At 64.8% G+C, this 19,421-nt stretch carries 12 protein-coding genes and 1 pseudogene; 9 read left to right on the top strand and 4 right to left on the bottom strand.

The window, feature by feature from the left end; genetic code table 11:
* Positions 1–71 precede the first annotated feature (71 nt).
* Complete coding sequence (locus TX83_RS08940; RefSeq protein ID WP_064747606.1) at positions 72–1,835, top strand: hypothetical protein; 1,764 nt, start codon at positions 72–74, stop codon at positions 1,833–1,835.
* 219 nt (positions 1,836–2,054) lie between these two features.
* Here TX83_RS08940 and TX83_RS08945 read toward each other — a convergent pair whose 3' ends face one another.
* Together TX83_RS08945 and TX83_RS08950 are read right to left on the bottom strand one after the other, a co-directional pair.
* Positions 2,055–4,466, bottom strand: a complete 2,412-nt coding sequence (locus TX83_RS08945; RefSeq protein WP_261370079.1) for a heavy metal translocating P-type ATPase — start codon at positions 4,464–4,466, stop codon at positions 2,055–2,057.
* 235 nt (positions 4,467–4,701) lie between these two features.
* A complete protein-coding gene (locus TX83_RS08950) occupies positions 4,702–4,998 on the bottom strand; it encodes a DUF5676 family membrane protein (protein ID WP_079248130.1) in 297 nt (98 codons plus the stop codon).
* Between the two features lie 23 nt (positions 4,999–5,021).
* On the opposite strand from TX83_RS08950, the gene TX83_RS08955 reads away from it, so the two are divergent.
* Complete coding sequence (locus tag TX83_RS08955) at positions 5,022–5,300, top strand: hypothetical protein (RefSeq protein WP_079248131.1); 279 nt, start codon at positions 5,022–5,024, stop codon at positions 5,298–5,300.
* Positions 5,301–5,522: 222 nt separating this feature from the next.
* Positions 5,523–7,319, top strand: a complete 1,797-nt coding sequence (locus TX83_RS24065) for an Ig-like domain-containing protein (protein WP_186442561.1) — start codon at positions 5,523–5,525, stop codon at positions 7,317–7,319.
* A 607-nt stretch (positions 7,320–7,926) separates the two neighbouring features.
* On the opposite strand, the gene TX83_RS08965 is transcribed toward TX83_RS24065, so the two are convergent.
* Positions 7,927–10,551 (bottom strand): hybrid sensor histidine kinase/response regulator, encoded by a 2,625-nt coding sequence (locus TX83_RS08965; RefSeq protein WP_079248133.1) that lies wholly within the window; start codon positions 10,549–10,551, stop codon positions 7,927–7,929.
* A gap of 842 nt (positions 10,552–11,393) precedes the next feature.
* On the opposite strand from TX83_RS08965, the gene TX83_RS08970 reads away from it, so the two are divergent.
* The 5 genes and pseudogenes from TX83_RS08970 to TX83_RS24215 all read left to right on the top strand — a co-directional run bounded on the left by TX83_RS08970 (position 11,394) and on the right by TX83_RS24215 (position 16,603).
* Positions 11,394–12,893, top strand: a complete 1,500-nt coding sequence (locus TX83_RS08970) for a catalase (protein ID WP_261370083.1) — start codon at positions 11,394–11,396, stop codon at positions 12,891–12,893.
* 141 nt (positions 12,894–13,034) lie between these two features.
* A complete protein-coding gene (locus TX83_RS08975) occupies positions 13,035–13,670 on the top strand; it encodes an ankyrin repeat domain-containing protein (protein WP_079248134.1) in 636 nt (211 codons plus the stop codon).
* Between the two features lie 244 nt (positions 13,671–13,914).
* A complete protein-coding gene (locus TX83_RS08980) occupies positions 13,915–14,451 on the top strand; it encodes an SgcJ/EcaC family oxidoreductase (RefSeq protein ID WP_079248135.1) in 537 nt (178 codons plus the stop codon).
* Positions 14,452–15,432: 981 nt separating this feature from the next.
* A pseudogene (locus TX83_RS24210) lies at positions 15,433–15,669 on the top strand (S8 family serine peptidase); the annotation flags it as partial.
* Positions 15,665–16,603, top strand: a complete 939-nt coding sequence (locus tag TX83_RS24215; RefSeq protein ID WP_261370081.1) for a S8 family serine peptidase — start codon at positions 15,665–15,667, stop codon at positions 16,601–16,603. The pseudogene TX83_RS24210 and the gene TX83_RS24215, both read left to right, overlap by 5 nt.
* Before the next feature lie 88 nt (positions 16,604–16,691).
* On the opposite strand, the gene TX83_RS08990 is transcribed toward TX83_RS24215, so the two are convergent.
* Positions 16,692–17,873: an XVIPCD domain-containing protein gene (locus TX83_RS08990; protein WP_141233435.1), complete on the bottom strand. Its 1,182-nt coding sequence runs from the start codon at positions 17,871–17,873 to the stop codon at positions 16,692–16,694.
* An 866-nt stretch (positions 17,874–18,739) separates the two neighbouring features.
* On the opposite strand from TX83_RS08990, the gene TX83_RS08995 reads away from it, so the two are divergent.
* Positions 18,740–19,384 (top strand): LuxR C-terminal-related transcriptional regulator, encoded by a 645-nt coding sequence (locus TX83_RS08995; protein WP_079248136.1) that lies wholly within the window; start codon positions 18,740–18,742, stop codon positions 19,382–19,384.
* Positions 19,385–19,421 lie beyond the last annotated feature (37 nt).

The following is a 19,421-nucleotide window of genomic DNA, read 5'->3' on the forward strand; positions in this document are numbered from 1 at the left end:
ATGAATTCCCATGGATGCCGCGATGGATCGCGTGGATTCAGCACGGAGCGCAACAACGACGGAGTGCGGCAATGAAGACCAATCTCATTATGCTCGGCGCGCTCGCCAGTGCGCTGGCGATGACCACATCCTGTACCAGAACCGAAGCCACGGCCGCCGTTTCGTCGATCGCCAAGGATCAACAAACGTCGTTTCCGGGCGGCAGTAAAATCACGCCGGCCGACCTCACCGCGACCCCGGCGGCGCTGCCTGCGGCCCCGCCGGCGTACAACTACGACCCCTACAAGCCCAACATCACCCACGCGGAGTACGCCCGCTTCGCCTGGCGGCAGTTCATCTACTTCAATTCCCCCGCACAGAAGAACGGCACCGATGCCGCCGGCAAGACCCCGGTGATGCGGGGATTCATCGACCCCGACCGCAACTTCGCCGCATCCGGCGCCGTCGATTTCCATCAGAGCGGCAAAACCGCCGATTCCAACTTCAGCAGCAATCAGTTGCTTTGGGAAACCTTCGCTCACCGGTCCGAGCTGTTCCCCGCGGGCTCGGCGCCCAAAGGGGACCTGGCCAGCCTGGATCCCGAGTACGTCTTCCAAGAAGGCGTCAAGGTCGCGTCGACCGACGCCCGGTTCAACAATCTCGACGAGAATACCCAGATCGGCCAGAACCAGATCTTCTTCCCGAAAAACGGCAACACGCCGTCGGCCAACCCCCAGGACGACCACATCATCTTGTTCCAGGCCAAGGTGAGCCCGGTCGAATACGATTACGTGAAGTCCATCTACAACGCCGACAAGCCGCCGACCTCGCTGGAGTTGCCGCCCAACGGGACGAACCAGGGAGAATCCGTGGAGGTCAAGTCGGCCTGGCGGGAAATGACTCCCGAGCTGATCGCATCGGGCCGCTATCACACGGCCGAAGCGCTGTACTACTACAAAGAGAACGGCAAGACCCAGGCTCGGGTGGCCACCTTCGGTCTGGTCGGCGTGCACATCCTGCGCAAGATGGAGAACTACCCGACCTTCGTCTACACCACCTTCGAGCAGGTGGACAGTCTGACCACCCCGGGACAGCAAGACACCGGCTTGTATGTCATCAACCTCTACGACCAGCTGCAATACGATGCATCGGTAGCGCCGGGGACGCGGCCGACGGCCATCCTCAATTCCGGAACCAGCCGGACCGCGGTCGCGCTGCCCTTGGCGGGCGCGATAGACGCCGCCCACGGCTACGATGTCGTCCCCGGCTCGTTCGACCTGCCTCGCGGATTTTCCGGTCCGGTCAGAGTCCAGAATCCGCCGGTAGCGACCTTCGATGTCAGTACGGTCAACGCCGAAGTCCAGCAAGCCATGGCCCAAACGCCTGCGTTCAAGGATTCGGTGTGGCGATACTATCGCCTCGTCGGGCTGCAGGTATTGCCGACCAACGAAGACAGCTCCATCACGCCGAGCAAGCCCGATCCGCTGACCCAGGATTATTACCTGGCGAACATCGTGATCGAGAGCAGCCAACCCGGCATCCAGTTGTTCAAGGGCGGCGTCAAGGACCCTCACCCCGGCAAGCAGGATTTCACCCTGGAGGCCAAGCGCGGGTTGGCGAGCATCCGGAACGTGAAGGGGCTGCCGCCGAAATCCGACCAACTGGTGATGGGCGGATGCATGGGGTGCCACGGCAACGCGCAATATCCCAGGGACAAAGACACCGGCCTGGGTCCGAGTATCTTCAGCTTCCTGATCAACAAAGACACCATGACCGGACAAGGCTTCAGCGCCGACGTCAGGAACGAAGACCCTTCGGAGCTGCGCAAGAAGCGGTTGGAATATCTGGCCTATTAGGGAGCGCGCGGGCCCGGAAGCGTTCTCGCTTCCGGGCGATGCGCGATGGTCGCGGCTGGGCCGGGGAGGCGCCTGTGCTCTGTGTGCAGGCCTCGTTCACTCCTGCTATCGAACGGCTTGGCCGAATAGAAGCGACTCCGATCCCGCTCCGCGCGAAGCAGGAGGACGTCAAGAACAGCGTTTCGCGCCTTCAAGGGGGCGCTTGCGGCCCCCCTCTCCTCATGCGCCACTAACTCGCATCCGTCGCAGCAGCAGCGCATTCAGCGCGACGATGGCGGAGCTTCCCGACATCGACAGGGCGGCGATCTCGGGCGACAGAACGAATGGATAAAGCACGCCTGCGGCCAGGGGAAATGCAACTGCGTTGTACCCGACGGCCCACCACAGGTTCTGATGCATCTTGCGCAACGTTCCGGAGGCGATCTTCATCGCGCTCACCACATCGCCGGGGTCGCTGCGCATCAGGACGATGTCCGCGCTGTCTATCGCGACATCGGTACCGGCGCCGATGGCGAAGCCGACATCGGCCTTGGTCAGCGCGGGCGCGTCGTTGATTCCGTCCCCGACCATGCCGACCGAGTAACCTTGCGCCTGCAGCTTTCCGATTTCGTCCGCCTTTTGCCCGGGCAGAACATCGGCCAGCACGATGTCGATTCCCAACTCGCCGGCTACGCGCGCCGCAGTCGCTTGGTTGTCTCCCGTGATCATCGCGACCTTGACCGAGCGTGCGTGCAAGGCGTCGATAGCCGACCGCGAACTCGGGCGGACCGCATCCGCGATGGCGAACAGGCCGATAAGATCGTCCTCTCGGCTCACGTACACGACGGTCCGACCACCTCCCTGCAGCCGCGCCGCCGCGCTTGTCATCGGCCTCAAGTCCACTCCGCCTTGACGCATGAGCTGGCTGTTTCCCACCAACAGCCGGCGTCCGTCCAATACTCCGGCGGCACCCTGTCCGTCGCTGTTGGCGAAGGCCTCCGCGCGGCGCGCAACGGGGCCCGATCGAGCGAGAATCGCCTGGGCAAGCGGATGCTCGGAGTGTGCCTCGACGCTCGCGGCCAAGGCGACGAGTTCCGCCTCGGTATGGCCCGGGGCCACTGCGACTTCTACTACCTCCGGACGGCCTACCGTAAGCGTGCCGGTTTTGTCGAAGACCATGACATCGATCCTTGCGCACTGTTCGATGGCCTCGGCGTGTTTGAACAGGATTCCCGCCCTGGCGCCTAAGCTGGTGCCGATCATCACGGCCATCGGCGTCGCCAAGCCCAGCGCATCGGGGCATGCGATGACGAACACGGTGATCGTCATCGTCAACGCGAACAAAAGGCCCGCATCCAGCCACCAGAACCAGACGAAGAACGCGCCGGCTCCGATCAAGATGGCGGCAAGGACCAGCCACTGCGAGGCGCGATCGGCTAGCAACTGGGCCGGTGCCTTTGAGTTCTGCGCTTCCTGCACCAGCTTTACGATCTGCGACAACGCAGTCTCCGACCCGACCCGCGTTGCCCGGTACGCGAATGCGCCGCTCTTGTTGATCGAGCCGCCGACCACCCAGCTGCCGACGTTCTTGCTGACCGGCATGGATTCGCCGGTCAGCATGGACTCGTCGACCTGAGAACCGCCTTCGACGACTTCCCCGTCGACCGGAACCTTGGCTCCCGGCCGCACCACTACGATGTCGCCGACCGCGACTTGTTCGGTCTTGACTTCGATATCGTCGGAACCGCGCCGCACTATCGCACGAGGCGGCGACAGGCGAAGCAAGGAGCGCAAGGCGTCGGAGGCGCCGGCGCGGGCCCGCATCTCCAGCCAGTGACCGAGCAGGACGAACGTCAGCAGGACCGACGAGGCCTCGTAGAAGTTCGGTCCATCGAAGAAGAACGTCGAACCTAGGCTGAAACCGTAGCCGGTACCGACGCTCAGGAGCACCAGCACGGACATGTCCAGCACGCCATGACGAAGGGACCGGACCGCGGACCGGAAGAAGGGCCAGCCCGGGTAGAAGATGGCGCCGGACGCTAGCAAGAACAGCCATACCTCTCGGTCGACCGCCAACGGCGGCGCCGGCGGCGCCATGAGCCCCATGGGGGACCAAACGAACACCGGGATGCTGAAAGCCAAGGCGACCAGGAAGCGACGCCACATGTCGCGGGCGGCCGCGTGTAGATCGCCGCGATGGTGCATCGTCGCATGCGACGCGCCGGCGTTATGCGGCGGCGACTGGCCGTCCGCATTTTCTGGATGAACATGCGCCATCCGTGCGGACGCACCGGCCAAGTCTTCCTCCGGCGCCGTTCGCGCCTTGGCCTCGCACGGCGCTTCGGCGCGGTCCGGGCTCTCCCCGCAGTCAAGTCCAAGGCTGCGGATCGCCGCTACGATGCCGGCGAGCGAGGCCTGCTCGGGTCGATATGCGATATTGAGGGTTCCGGCCGCGAAGTTCGCCGACGCGTGCAGCACCCCTGGCAGCTTTCCCACGGATCTCTCGATGGTGGTCGCGCAGCCTGAAGAACACATCCGCCCGATAGGCAGCACACGCCTTCGCGTCGTCGCTTTCTCGCCCATTGCGTCCTCACCGGCTGGAAGACGAATCGTCGCCGCCTGCGTCGTGCCATTGCGACGATCGCGGGGCATGCCGGTCCCGCAAATTCGCCAACGCACGCGCGGCGAGCGGGAGCGTCGGCCGCCAGCGCAGATCCGCGGCACCGAAGCCGCGGTGTTCCGTTGCCAGATAGAACGCGGCGACGACCGGAGGGAGGAGAAAGACTCCGGAGCAAGCGAGCCAGCGTCTGGCCAGCGGCGGTGGCATGGACCCGAATCCCGCCCATGGGACGTTTTCACGAACGCCGGGCTTCATGGATCACGCCCCTCATGGGCCGCGAACAACGAAAAAGTTGTAGCGCGGTACGAACAAAATAGCGATGTACCCGCCCCAGGCGAAACTTTCAGCCAGCCCGAGGAGGAAGTCCGGCCAGGTCAGCAGGTCGAATCCCGGCAGCAAAGTCGAAAGCACCGAATGCGCTATCGGCAGGTCAGGGAAGATGAGATAGCCCAGCACGCAAAGGACGAAGGAAATCGCCAAGAACAGGCTCAGAGCCAGTCCGAAGGCGACCAGCGGCATTCGCCGCTGCTCCGCCGGACCCGGCGATGCCGATTGCGTGCCCATGGTTTCGCTCCACGAACGACTGGATGCTGGCCGCTGACTACAGCATCCGCGTGTCGGGGCTGATGGAATTGATCTTGATCAAGGTTTGCGGGGATCGGTCGACGCTGCAGACGGTGCACGGTCGGCGGTTGTCCTGGTGCCCGCATCATTCGGCGGTCCTTCGCCGGATCTCCGCCGGATCGGCGAGCGGCCGTCATTCCCGTTTGTCCGATGCGCGGGACGGTTGCAGGCGCATGCCCGCGCCAATGCAGGATCGCATTCTTCGCGGTGTGACGATCGCCGCATTTATCGGGCGTGGATAACTTGACAGGCCGGTCGTCGCGCACCACAGTCGGCGGCGTCCGATAGCGCTGCACATGCATGCAGCGCACTGCGCGGATCAGCAACTGACCGCGCAACTGCCGTCATTGTTCTCTGGGGGGAACAGCCGCGCCGCAGCGGGTTTGCCGCGCGTGGCTCGAAAAGGCCGGCGCTTCCGCGCTCGCCTCCTTCCCTATCCACCAGGTACCTGGAGAACACACCGAATGAGCATCAGATTGACAGGATTCTTGCTGTCCGGCTTTTTGCTGGCGTCCGGACTGTCGCCCGCGCAGGCGCAGAACGTCAGCTGCACGGGAATCGCCGAATGGAACGCGTCGACTATCTATAACGCGGGCAGCAAGCTCGTCTATCAGGGGCGGCTGTACCAGGCGACGACGTCGATTTGGAATACGCCGCCCACGCACTGCCCCAGCTGCGGCTATTATCAGGATTTGGGGGGCTGCAGCGCTGGCGGCAACCAGCCGCCCACGGTCGCGCTGACTGCGCCGGCGAACGGCGCGACCTTCGCTGCGGGCGCCAACATCACCGTTACGGCGGACGCAGCCGACGCCAACGGCACCGTCGCGCAAGTGCAGTTCTTTCGCGGCGCCACTTCGTTGGGCATCGATACCACGTCCCCGTACAGCGCGACATGGACCAATGCGACGGCAGGCAGCTACGCGATCACTGCGGTAGCGACCGACAACGCGGGCGCCGCCACGACTTCCGAAGCGGCCAACATCACCGTCAATACTGCGACGCCCGATACCATCGCACCCAGCGTGCCAGCCGGCCTGGTCGCGACGTCGGTGACCTCGTCCAGCGTCAGCCTGAGCTGGAACGCCTCCACCGACAACGCGGGCGGCAGCGGGGTCGCCGGCTACGACGTCTACCGCAACGGCACCCTGGTCGGCTCGCCTGCCGGTACGACCTTCAGCAGCACCGGCCTGGCCGCGTCCACGGCCTACACCTTCCGTGTGCGCGCTCGCGACAACGCCGGCAACGCTTCCGCGCAAGGCACGCAGATCGCCGCGACCACCAGTGCCGGTGGTGGCGACAACACCCTGCCGCGGCATGCGTTGGTGGGGTACTGGCACAATTTCACCAATCCCTCCGGGCCCACCCTCCCGATCAGCCAAGTCTCCAACGACTTCGACGTCATCGTGGTCGCTTTCGGCGACGACGCGGGCAATGGCGCGGTCAGCTTCACGGTCGATCCGGGCGCGGGCACAGAAGCGCAGTTCAGGGCCGACGTGGCCGCGGCACGCGCGCGCGGCAAGAAGGTCGTGCTGTCGCTGGGCGGCCAGAACGGCACGGTGACCCTGAACAATGCGACGCAGGTGGCCAACTTCGTCGACAGCATGGAGGACCTGATCCGTTACTACGGTTTCGACGGCGTGGACATCGACCTGGAAAGCGGCGCGGGCGTCTACCACGGCGCGGCCGTGCAGACCAACCTGGTCACGGCCATCAAGCAGCTCAGTACGCGCATCGGTCCGTCGTTCTACCTGTCGATGGCGCCCGAGCACCCGTATGTCCAGGGCGGCTTTGCCGCGTACAGCGGAATCTGGGGCGCCTATCTGCCCATCATCGACGGACTGCGCCAGGAGCTGGACCTGATCCACGTGCAGTACTACAACAACGGCGCGCTGTATTCGCCGTACAGCACGAGCGGCTTGCCCGAGGGCTCGGTCGACATGCTGGTCGGCGCCAGCCTGATGCTGATCGAGGGGTTCAGGACCAACAACGGCACCGGCGTCGTCTTCAACGGCCTGCGGCCGGACCAGGTGGCGCTGGGATTGCCTTCGGGGCCCTCCTCGGCCAACAGCGGACAGGCGTCGTCGACCACGATCGCCAATGCCCTGAACTGTCTGACTCGGTTGCAAAGTTGCGGAGCCATCCGGCCCCAGCAGGCTTATCCTACCTTCCGCGGCGTCATGACCTGGTCGATCAATTGGGACCGGCGCGATGGCTTCATCTTCTCGAGGCCGGTGCGGGCGACATTGAACACCTTGCCGTGACCGAAAGCGAAAAAGGAGGGCGGGCAAGGCTTCGCCCGCCCTCCTTGCCCGGCGATCTTGATGGGTGCCGTTTCTCTTTGTCGTCTCTGCGTACGCTCGGTCCAGTCATCGCCAGGGGCCTCCAGGCAAGCTAGCCTCAAAGAAACACAGATGCGCAAGCGCAGGTTCACAGAGGGCGAAATCGTAGCGAGGCTGAAGCAGGGCGAAGACGGCGGCCAAGTCAAAGACCTATAGGGTCGTGACGAGGACATCATCGCGTTGTTGGCGGAGTAGGGCGAACGTTTTCCGGAGGACGGACTCGACAAGCTGTTCTGATCGATCCGGCGCCCGGACCGGCCTTGGAACAGAAAATGAGGGGTATTGCTTGATGCCGCCCAACCACCGACTTCGTGGCCAGGAACGATTGCCTAGCCGGCATCCTTTGTGGTTGTTGGCCGGCGGGCCGATCAACGGCAGGCGGTCGATTTGGCCGGATGGCTATGGACCACCTGAATAAACGCTAAAGCGTCATGCCGGATTAGCGGTGCGCCATGCCGGGCAGGCGGCGTGCCCGCCGATCTCGCACGGCTGGCGGAGATGTCGCGTAGGGCCGGTTTTTGCGATGTCGTCATGCCTGGCGTGCAAGCTCCGTCTCCTCCACGGCCGCGAGCAGCTCTTCGCTGGTGAACGGCTTGCAGATGAAGTCGTCGATGCCGGCGGCCAGGCAGGCTTCGCGGTCGCCGTTCATGGCGCTTGCGGTCAGCGCCACGATCCGACGCCTGGGTTCCTGGTTGGCTCGTTCGATGCTGCGGATGCGCCGGGTCGCTTCCAGGCCGTCCATCACCGGCATGCGGATGTCCATGAGTACGACGTCGAAGGCGTGGGCCAGCATTGCGTCGAGCCCTTCGCGGCCGTCGGCCGCTTCTTCGACGGTGTGCCCGCGGGCGGCGAGGATGCCCTTGGCGATCACGCGATTCACGCCGTTGTCTTCGACGATCAGAATCCGCCGTGCGCGACCGGCCGGCCGCAGCGGTTCGCTGTCGATCGTGCGATCCGTCGCCGGTCGGGCGGCGCGGTCGAACCGGCAGCTGACGTGGAACGCGCTGCCGCCTTGCGGACGGTTCTCTGCCCAGATGCGTCCGTCCATCATGCCGGCCAGGTGGCTGCAGATGGTCAGGCCCAGTCCGGTGCCGCCGTAGGTCCGGCCGATGCCGCTGTCGGCCTGGACGAAGGCCTCGAACAGTCGCTCGATGCGTTCGGGCGGCAGGCCGATGCCGGTGTCGTAGACGGAAAACCGCAGTGCGATGCCGCGCTCCGGCTCAGGCGCGTCCAGCGCCACCACCAGCCGCACCTCGCCTTGCGCGGTGAACTTGATCGCATTGCTGAGCAGGTTCAGCAGAATCTGCCGGACCCGGAACTCGTCGCCGAGCAGATCGTCCGCAATGCCAGGCTCGATCTCGCAGTGCAGCGACAGTCCCTTGCGCTGTGCGTAGGCGGCCATCAACTGCGTGGATGAATCGACCAGCCCGCGCAGGCTGAACGGTGCCGACAGCAGGGACATATGGCCGGATTCGATCTTGGACACGTCGAGCATGTCGTTCAGCAGGCGCAGCAACGACTCGCCGGAGTCCTTCAGCATCGCGAGCCATCGCCGCTGCTCGTCCGAAAGCGGGCTTTGCTGCAACAGTTCGGTCAGGCCCAGCACTCCGTTCAACGGCGTCCGAACCTCATGGCTCATATTGGCCAGGAAGCGGCTTTTGGACTCGTTGGCTAGCACGGCCTCATGCCTGGCCTCGTCCAGGGCCTGGTTCGCCTGCCGCAGTTCGCTTGTGCGCTCGACCACGCGATGTTCCAGTTGATCGGCCGCTTCCCGCAATCGTTCGACCATGCGTGCGAATGATCGGGCGAGTACGCCTATCTCGTCGCGGCGGGCGACAGGCAGCTCGCGAGCGGCGTCGATCGATCGTTCGCCCGCGGCGATATGGGAGGTTGCCGCGATGAACGAATGTATCGGAGCGGACACGCGATCTTTCAGGACCCGGCGGAGCGCCAGCAGCTCGATCCCGAGAGACGCTATCCCGATGAGCAACACGATCAGCGCGATCTCCCGGGCGGGCGCGGCCAACAGCGGCTTCGGGTAGACGGTAACCAGCTTCCAGCCGGTGGTGCCGATGGGGGCTGTCGCCAGCAGTCGATCGCCGGCCTGATCGTCCATCACCGCCCCCGTCGGGGCGAGCCGGGCCAGGCGATAAAGATTCTGCAGTGAAGCCTCGTCGATGGGGGCGACATCGGGCGACGTGCGCTTCGGTCGTTGCGCGGCCGTCAGTCCGCCGTGTGCGATCAGCGAACCGTCATGGCCGATGATGAAGTCCGTTGCGCCGGCGATGCCGGAGCGTCTGATCCGCGCGTCCAGCGTATCGATTTCGATGTCGGTGGCGAAATGTCCGAGGTAGCGGCCATCGACATCCACCGGAGTGACGGAGGTGACGAGCCGGATGCCGGAGCTCTCTTCGACGTAAGCGGACGTCCAACGGGTGCGCCGTTCCGGATTGTGTGCGGGCAGTCCCAGGTCGTAGTAGCTGTGGCCGTCGTAGCGGAAGTCCTCGTTCTTTGCGTACGGGTCCCACATGATCTCCGGGAAGTACTGGACGTCTCCCTGTTCCGGTGTCAGGAAGTACAGCGCCAGGAACGGCGTATGGCTTGGAGTGGTGGACTCGCTGACGAGCGAAGGGCCGTTGCTCCAGATCGTGTTGGCGGCCAGCGCGTGCCGAAGCTTGACCTCGTCGGTCAAGCGAACGCCGCGATCGATGATGCCGGACATGCCGTGGATGCGCTGCCCGGCGCCGTTGCCGTCCGTCGTGCCGGTGAAGTAGAGGGGGCGGATCGTGGCTCGACCGTCGCTTCGTACGACGAACCACTTGTCGAACTCGGCGGCACCGGCGGCCAAGCCGTCGCGGTTCGAGGCGAGGGCGCGGTACTGGGTCGCGTAGCCGTCGCGCATCTGGATCTGCCGGCGGACGATGAAGTCGAACCAGAGGCCTTCGCGCTGGGCACGCTCCTGCACGTAGTGCGTCAGGGTGCTTTCTGCGCCTTGTCGAAGTATCCGGGTGAAGTGCCAGTGGGTCAGGGTGCTGGCGGCGATCACCACCAATCCGATGCGCACCGCCATCGGCCACAAGGCCGAAGCCACCAGCGACCGGCTTGGGTGGCCGGCAGCGGATACGTCGGAGGCGTTGCGGTCCGGGCCCGGCATGGCTGGTGTCCTTGTTTCGTCGTGGCGCTGAGAGTGGATTCGCTGGCGGCGGCCAGGGCGCGGCCGGCGCAGTACCTACCGCTAACGAAGTCCAGTGGATCGGCCGGCCGGGTCGCGTATCGGCATTCGAATGCGATCGCGTCGTATCGATGCGTGCGGCCACGAACATCGAGCCGTGTGCGGTGTAACGCCGGACGCGACGTAGTCGCCGCTTTTCCTTCGCGCTCGATGCCAGCGATATCTGCGCGTCGTGCGGCGCGTCGCCCTAGCGGGCGTTTACTCGCCAGAGCACCGACGCCGCGACGCCGAGCGGAGGCGGCGCTGCAACCAGGGCGATGGCCGGGCTTCCGAGTTCGGCGATCATCGGCATGACCGATGCCAGCGCCGCCTTGGCGAACAAGCCTGTGTGCAGGCTCCGACGAAGAGGCTGTCGCGCGTGAAATCCATTCTGTCGAGCGCGTCGACGGTGTCGCCGAGATTCATGGGGGGTGTCCGGAAAACTTCGCGATAGGCTCGTCGTTGGCAACGCAGAACACAAGTCCCGGTGGTTCGATTTCCGATAGCTCGCACGAGATGTTTTACGCCGGCACGAGCTCGGCGCAATACGCGGAGCATGCGTCCGAGATAGTCCGATTTCGTTCCGTGCGCAACTAAGAATTATCTTAGGTGGCGGAACGATTGTGCTTGTCGATCTGCAGGGTCGATTGCACCGTTAGGAACAATTGATTGTACAAATACGCGAGGCGCGGCGAATCTGGCGACGGGAGAGCGGCATGCTCACGAACGATTAGGGTATGCCCAAGATGCAAAGCGCAAGAATGCGGAAGTCGCTGTTGGCCGCGATGCTGCTCGCTGCGGCCATTCCGGTTTACGCTGCGCCCGCGGCCGGCGCGCTGACGAAGGATAACGGCGCGCCGGTAGGCGACAACCAGAATTCGCAGACGGCCGGTCCCGACGGGCCGGTGCTGCTGCAAGACGTGCATTTGATCCAGAAGCTGCAGCGTTTCGACCGCGAACGCGTGCCGGAGCGGGTGGTGCATGCCCGCGGGTCGGGCGCGCACGGCAAGTTCGTCGCGACCGGCGAGCTGAGCCGCTACAGCCGGGCGAAAGTCTTCGCCAGCGGCGCCGACACGCCGGTGTTCGTGCGCTTCTCGACCGTCATCCACGGCAACCATTCTCCGGAAACCCTGCGCGATCCGCGCGGTTTCGCCACCAAGTTCTACACCGCAGAGGGCAACTGGGACCTGGTCGGAAATAACCTGCCAGTGTTCTTCATCCGCGATGCGATGAAGTTCCCGGACATGGTGCACTCGCTGAAGCCGGCCCCTGATTCCAATCTGCAGGACCCGAACCGCTTCTTCGATTTTTTCTCGCACGTGCCCGAGGCGACCCACATGCTGACGCGGGTCTACTCCGATTACGGCATTCCCGCGAACTACCGGCAGATGGACGGCAACGGCGTGCACGCCTATAAGCTGGTCGATCAGGACGGCAACTACGTCTATGCCAAGTTCCGCTGGGACAGCCGCCAGGGCGAAGCGAACCTCTCGGCGGCCGAAGCCTCCAAGCTGCAGGCCAACGATTTCAACCACGCCTCGCGGGATCTGATCGCGGCGATCGACCGCGGTCAGTACCCGCAGTGGGATCTGTACGTGCAGATCCTCAAGCCCGAACAGCTCGACGACTTCGATTTCGATCCGCTCGACGCGACCAAGGTGTGGCCCGGCGTGCCGGAAGTCAAAGCCGGGACCATGACCCTGAATCGCAATCCGAAGAACGTGTTCCAGGAGACCGAGCAAAGCGCCTTCGCCCCGGCCAACCTGGTCCCGGGCATCGAGCCCTCCGAAGACCGTTTGCTGCAGGGGCGTGTGTTCTCCTATTCCGACACTCAGCTGTACCGCGTCGGCACGAACGTGATGCAACTGCCGATCAACGCGCCGAAGAACACGGTCGTCAGCAACAACCAGGATGGCACGCTGAACGCCGGCGCGAGGACGGGATCGGTCAATTACGAGCCGTCCCGCAGCGAACCGAAGCCGGAGCAGGCCGGACAGCGGGCCAGCGCTCTGCCGCTGAAGGGAAGCACCCAGCAGGCGCGGATCGCCAAGACCCTGAACTTCCGCCAGGCCGGCGAGTTCTACCGGTCGTTGCCGCCGGCGCAGCGCAATAACCTCATCGCCAATCTGGCCGGCGATCTCGGCCAGGTGCGCAGCGACGAAGTCCGCTACACCATGCTCGCGCACTTCTACAAGGCCGATCCCGAGTACGGCGAGCGCATCGCCCGCGCGCTGAACGCCGACCGCGCTAAGGTCGAGCGTACGGCCGCCGGCATTCGCGAGTGAGTTGAGCCGCGTTCCAATGCCCGGAGTGGCGCAAAAAAGCCGCTCTCCCATCGGTGCGCCGCTCCGGGCTCTTTCCACAGGCAAGTCACGCGGCGACCGCGCGCACTGTCGCGCCGGTCCGCCGCGGATCGCGAGGCATAGATGAAGCTGACTCCTTTCTTGGCCATGTTTCTGGCCGCCCTTCCATCGGTGTCCCTGTTCGCCGGTGGCAACGGAACGAATGGACATGCAGCGACGATCGCGGCCCAGGGCACGGAAGCCCAGGCCCGGCTCTTCGCCGCTGCCAGGGACGGCAATCTGACTGAGTTGCGCGCGGCGCTGGCCCAGGGAGCGGCGGCATCCGAGCGCGACGATCGCGGCAATACGGCGCTGATCCTGGCCGCTTACTACGGCCATGCGCCGTTGGTCGATGCACTGTTGCTGGCCGGCGCCGACCCCAACGCAGGCGACGGCGTACGCGGCAACACGGCGTTGATGGGGGCGATATTCAAGGGCGATGAAGCCACCGCCAAGCGCATCATCGACGCCCCGGGCGCCGATGTGAACGCCAAGAACAAGGCCGGCCAGACCGCGGCGATGTTCGCTGCGCTGTTCGGCCGTTCGGCGATTCTAGACGCTCTGTCCGCGCGCGGTGCCGACCTGGATGCGATGGATGCCGGCGGCTACACGGCGGAGAATCTGGCTTTGCAGCAAGGCAACCAGGCCCTCGCACAACGCATCGCCGAACTTCGAGCCGGCGCGGCTCCTGCCTCAGCAGAAACACCCAGCGCGAAGTAGACGGCAGGCACGGCGGGGCGGCGCGCATCGAGCGATGCTGCCTTTCGCGCCGTCGGAGCGGCGCCGCTGTCGGCGTGTCGACGGGCGACGGCGCCTGCAGCGGATCGCATCGCCCGCGTCGAGTCAAGGCGAGCTGCGCCGACGATTCGCCAGCGTCGATCGAAATACGTAACCACCACAACACGAGCTAGCGCTGCGGCGGCATGGGACGCCGCAGGCACCTTCCCCACGGAGATGCAGACGTATGAAGATTGCGATACCCGCCGTTGCCCTGGCTGGCCTGTTATCGACGGCGCCGATGCCGGCCGTCTCGAAGGCGCAACAGCCGATGTCCTGCGCTCGGGTCAACGAGCAACAAGTGGCAGCGCTGTTCGACCGTTGGAACGCTTCGCTCGGTACCGGCGACCCCGATAAAGTAGCGGCGAACTACGCTCCAGACGGCGTGTTGTTGGCGACGGTCTCAAACCGTCCGCGCAAGACCCCGGCCGATATCCGCGAGTACTTCGTCAAGTTCCTCAAGGCCAAGCCGGTCGGCAAGATCGACAGCCGGACCGTGAAGATCGGCTGCAACATCGCCCAGGACGTCGGGACCTACACGTTCCGGTTCGCCGACGGCAAAACCGTGCACGCCCGTTACACCTACGTCTACGAATGGAACGGCGAAAAATGGCTGATCGCGCACCATCATTCCTCGGCGATGCCGGAGCCCGTGGCTGATGCGGAGCGAGCGGCACCGTCCGGCGAGCCGGGCAAGCGCGCCGGGAACGCCTCCAAGCGTTGAACCGGCACGGCGGCGAACGTCGCGTCCGGCTGCCGGTTCAGGATCAGGAGCGCGTACGTCGCGCTCCTGGTGCCATCCATCCTCGGCGACCCCGTCTTACGGCGATCTCAAGATTCGCTCTGTCTGAACGCTCTATCGATTCCGCCGGTCGCCGATGTGTGCGCTGGACTCTGCACCATGCGCCTCGCTTCCAGGGACGGAACGAAGCGCCCGTCCATGGCATCCGCAACCACCGCCGTCGCACGTGAGCGACGGTATTCCATTTTCTCGTCCCTGTTCGCATCGGATCGATAGCGAACATCCCATCTGCGTGTCGCATCGGAATCGAGTGCCGCTCGCGCCGTGGCGAGCGCGTAAAGGTGTTCATCGCGTCGGTAAACGGTCGGTGAATCTCGGCTGTGTGCTAGGAAATTTGCCAATGTTCGGTATCGACCGGGCCGGCGCATCGTCGAGCTGCTGCGCAAACGGCACCGAGAATGCAGATTCGTGTGTCTGGATCTAATACGTTTGACTTCAACCGTCTTTCGTCTCTGATTGCCGCGGTACTGGTTTGCTCCCCCTGTTCGGCGTTGGCCGGGCAGGTGGTCACCTCGGGATTGGAAGCCGGGGAGCGCTACGACGGATTCATCGTCAAGTATCGTGCAGGAAGTGCGGAATGATCGGGCGTCGCAAAAGTCAAAAGCGCGCTCGCCAAAGTGGGAAAGAGCGCGATCGGAACCGCTTCGCTGTCCTTGAGCCACAGCCGACGCCTGGCCGTCGGAGCGGACTTGCTGAAATCTTCCAGCAAGCTCGACCGCGTTCAAGCCGAAGCGCTCATGCGTAAGTTGGCGGCCGCCCCCAACGTGGAGTACGTACAGGTCAATGGCCGTCTGTATCCCGCGCTGACGCCGAACGACACCCATTACGGCCGCCAATGGGGTTTCTCGGGTGCGAACGGCATTCGCGCCCAACCCGCCTGGGGACCGGGCGACCGGACGCGGCGTGGTAGTCGCGGTCCTGGATACCGGCATTACCGATCATCCGGATCTCAACGGCAATGTTCTTCCGGGTTATGACTTCGTCAGCGACGCCGCGGACGCGCGCGACGGCAACGGCCGCGACGACAATCCTGCCGACGAAGGCGACTGGAACAAGGACGCGAATCTCTGCCGGGTTCGCGACTCCGGTTGGCACGGCACCCACGTGGCCGGTACCGTGGCCGCGTCGGCGAACAATGCGGCCGGCGTTGCGGGAACCGCGTTCGGCGCCCAGATCGTTCCGGTTCGCGTGTTGGCCCGATGCGGGGGGCACGTTCGCGGATATCGCCGACGCGATCACCTGGTCGTCGGGCAGGGACGTTCCCGGCGTTCCCGTCAACCAGAATACGGTCGAAGTGGTCAACATGAGCCTCGGTGGCGGCGGTGCATGCCCTCGCGTCTTGCAAGATGCTATCGATGGCGCAGTCGGGCGCGGCACTACCGTCGTGGTTGCGGCCGGAAACGATGCCATGGATGCCGCCGAGTTCCAGCCGGCCAGTTGCGCGAACGTCATCGCGGTCGCGGCCACGAACGAGGACGGTTCGGCTGCTTGGTTCACCAACTTCGGCGCCAGCGTCGATGTGGCGGCACCGGGCACCGATATCTATTCGACGCTCAATACCGGCCTCACCACGCCGGGAGTCGCATCCTACGCCGCTTCCAGCGGCACCTCGATGGCGGCGCCTCATGTGGGCGGCGTAGTGGCCTTGGCCCAATCGGTCGCCGATGTTCCCCGGACGCCGGCGCAGATCGAAGCCCTGATCAAGGACAACGCGACGCGCTTCGCGGTAGTGCCGGACGATGCCATCGGCTCGGGCATCGTCAACGCCGAGGCGGTCGTCAATGCGGTCGCGCCCCAGCGGCAGTGGTATCTCTATCGCAACACGCTGCTGTCCCTCGATGGCGCCGGTAAGGCCGTCTGCGTCACGCCCCAGGGCCGCCCTGCAGAGTGTTACCAGCTGCCCCGCACCGATCGCGAGTATCTGCGCCAGTTGATTGCCACCGCCACGGCCGCGGGGCGCACGTTGGCGTGCGGCAGTCAGACCTACGTCGACGCCTGGGGCGCCGTCACCTCGGATCGGAACCACTGGTGCAACGCGTTCCCGCGCGAACGACCGGCGCTGCAACCGCTGTGATCGTTGTGGCCGGTCGCTCGCGATCGGCTTCGACTTCGTTGCAAGGTCAATCCCGTTCGCGGGATTGACCTCTCAAGCCGGCGAAGCTTCAATACCGGCGCGGCCCCAGGGTCGGCGCGGACGGTGCTTGAGGAGATTCGAACATGCTGCGCAATGCGCTCACCGATGATTGCTCGGCGACGGCCTCGATCCTGGCCGGTTGCGTCGTCTCGGCGGCGGTCCGCGCCGATTGAATGGCGGGCAGCGCGGCGGGCGACTGCAGCAACGCATACTTATGAGCCGGTTCGTGGGCACTGCCCTGGATCGCGAACAGGCCGCCGTTCCTGCCCGGCTCCACCGAGTCGATCCGATCCAGTGGTGGCTGGGCGTTGTGCGCGGCATCGGCGAGAGCCGCGGCATTATGAGTTTTTTCCGGCACGCCGATGGTCGCGGTGAGCGGATTGCGGCCCAGGCCGGTGAGCGCTTGGCCGTACAGCGCGTGCATGGGATTGGCCGGATCGGCGTAAGGATGTTCATAGCCGAAGGCCTGGCCTGCGTCCGGCGCGACCGCTGGGGCGCTGCCGTTCGTCGTCCCGGGCGACGCGCTCGCCGGAACCGCGGCGTCCGCCGCCGGCGGAAGCTCGGGACCGGCATGCGGCATGACGTGCCAGGGGCCGTTCTGCTCGAGGCTGCGAGTACGCGTGATCCACTCTTCCGGCAGGCCGGTGAGGAACGCGACTTCGCCATCGCCATTTGGGCTGTAGACGGCGATGATCGCGGCATTGTCGATGGAGGCGCTATCGGTCAGCAGGACGGGCTTGCTGGACCCGATTCCGGTCTTCGGGTCGGGCGCCGGATGCGCATCGCTCAGCGAGTGGATTTCCCTGGGTTCCTGGACGATCCGTGTTCTGCGTGTGGGATCGATGTCCCAGGCGTACATCCGGTCGAGCGGCATCTCGATCAGGTACTGATGCCTGCGATGGTCGAATCCGCCTACGCCGATGTTGGGCGAGGTGGACACATGCATGGTGGTGGCGCTGGTTTCCTTGCGGATCTGGTCGTAGAGCGCGGGCAGTCCGACCAGCGTCGGCTGGTTCCGGGTTCGCTCGAAGTACTCGGCGATGGTGTTGCCCGGAGCTTTCGGCAGATTCAGCGGCGCATTCGGGTCGATCAACGCACGCGCCACCAGTTGTCGTGCGGCCGACGGATCCAGCGGAACCCTGGCCTGGAATCCGCTTTCGGCGATCTGTTCGGGAGCCCGGTTATCGGCTCGATAGACTGCGAATGGCACGGTGTGGCTCCTGTGGTTTTTGGGGGATATGAAGCATCGGCGCGCGCTGCGCTGCGGCCGCATTGCCGGAATGCCGAACGCGATCGCCGCGCACGCGCCCGCCGTCGCGAATGCGCGCGAATCCGCAGAACCGGGTGCATGCCGGGCAGCGTCGCGATACGCGGAGACGTTTCATCCGTGCGCTTCGCGTCGGCGGTCGTATCGGGACACAGCCGCGCTGGTTCCTGCGCCGGCGGCTGAAGCGATGCCGTTAAGACTATTCAGCAAGTTCGCTGTCGAAGGACATAGGGAAAACTCCTATGGCGGCGCCTAAGAGCATTCCGTATACGATTTCTGCAGGCTCTGTGCGCTAATGAGGTCGAGCCGATGGAGCGACGAAACGAGCGCGCGCCAAACGAATGATCGAACAAGCACGTGTTCCATCGACGGTACCGGCAACGTCGATGCCGGCCCGGTCATCGGTTCGGCGGCCAGCGATGTCCGCCTCGCGCGCCACGCCAAGGAAGCGCGAGGCGGTGCGCAATCGACGATCGCCTATCGACTTTCCATGGAATGAAGCGGGGGCGGGCTTCGGCCCACCCCACTTCCTTTGGTGTATCGGACACGGAAGCCGTTCCTGCGCAGGTCGGCGCGATGCTGGGTGGATCGGACGAGTGCGTAGCACGTATGGGCCGGGTCGTTCGGACGAATCAGTTGGGTGATCGGCGATATAAGCCGTTCGCTTGGCTACGTATCCACGGGAGCATCGTCGTCGAGCCGGCTGGTGCCGGGAGGGGCGTGCAACGCCGCATCGTTCGCGGCCACTGCGTCGACAGGTGCATCGCGCGGTAGCGTCCGGCGGCCGCGCGAACGGGAGAGCAGCGAGGATGAAGCGAGGCGAGAGGATCATCATAGCCGATCGGCTTCCGGTCATGCGGGTGTTCTTGCGCGATTTGGTCGAAAAAGAATACGGGGACGGACTCGCTTCGGTTCGGCTCGCTTGCAGTGCCGATGAACTGATGGATGGGTTGGAGAATGAGGCCCCGGATCTGGTCATCGTCGATCCGTGCATGTCGGCAGTCGGCAATGGCATTGCCTTGTTGCGGCAGACCGTGTTGCGCAGCCGAAACGCCAAACTGGTGGTGCATGCTTCGAACGAGCACGGCCTGTTCGCCTTGGCCGCGCTGGAGCTGGGCGTCAAAGCCTACATCCTCAAAGTCAGCAGTCCCGATCTGCTGCTGCGTGCGATTCGGCAGGTTGCGGCCGGCCATACCTTCGTGGACCCGGCCGTCGATATCGCATCGGCGATGAACCATTCCTGGTCGACGCTCACGCCGATGGAGCGCAGCGTGATGCTGTCTCTGGCCAAGGGCAAGGTCGTGAACGGAATTGCCATCGACCTGGGCCGCAGCTACAAGACCGTAGCGACCCACAAATACAACGCCAAGCGCAAGCTGGGACTGAAGAGCAAAGAAGAGATCCTACCGTTCTTCCTGGTCAACGGGCTCGACCACCTGCTCGACGGGGTATGAGCGAGATCTATAGCGACCTAGTTTTCGGGGGGGGGGG

The sequence above is a fragment of the Lysobacter antibioticus HS124 genome (assembly GCF_000336385.2).
GTDB classification, from domain to species: Bacteria; Pseudomonadota; Gammaproteobacteria; order Xanthomonadales; family Xanthomonadaceae; genus Lysobacter; species Lysobacter firmicutimachus.

Bases quoted from the DNA above. Each gene is read 5' to 3' on its own strand.
- TX83_RS08940 (WP_064747606.1), top strand. From the start codon at position 72: ATGAAGACCAATCTCATTATGCTCGGCGCGCTCGCCAGTGCGCTGGCG.
- TX83_RS08945 (WP_261370079.1), bottom strand. From the start codon at position 4,466: ATGCCCCGCGATCGTCGCAATGGCACGACGCAGGCGGCGACGATTCGT.
- TX83_RS08950 (WP_079248130.1), bottom strand. From the start codon at position 4,998: ATGGGCACGCAATCGGCATCGCCGGGTCCGGCGGAGCAGCGGCGAATG.
- TX83_RS08955 (WP_079248131.1), top strand. From the start codon at position 5,022: ATGCTGGCCGCTGACTACAGCATCCGCGTGTCGGGGCTGATGGAATTG.
- TX83_RS24065 (WP_186442561.1), top strand. From the start codon at position 5,523: ATGAGCATCAGATTGACAGGATTCTTGCTGTCCGGCTTTTTGCTGGCG.
- TX83_RS08965 (WP_079248133.1), bottom strand. From the start codon at position 10,551: ATGCCGGGCCCGGACCGCAACGCCTCCGACGTATCCGCTGCCGGCCAC.
- TX83_RS08970 (WP_261370083.1), top strand. From the start codon at position 11,394: ATGCTGCTCGCTGCGGCCATTCCGGTTTACGCTGCGCCCGCGGCCGGC.
- TX83_RS08975 (WP_079248134.1), top strand. From the start codon at position 13,035: ATGAAGCTGACTCCTTTCTTGGCCATGTTTCTGGCCGCCCTTCCATCG.
- TX83_RS08980 (WP_079248135.1), top strand. From the start codon at position 13,915: ATGAAGATTGCGATACCCGCCGTTGCCCTGGCTGGCCTGTTATCGACG.
- TX83_RS24215 (WP_261370081.1), top strand. From the start codon at position 15,665: ATGCGGCCGGCGTTGCGGGAACCGCGTTCGGCGCCCAGATCGTTCCGG.
- TX83_RS08995 (WP_079248136.1), top strand. From the start codon at position 18,740: ATGAAGCGAGGCGAGAGGATCATCATAGCCGATCGGCTTCCGGTCATG.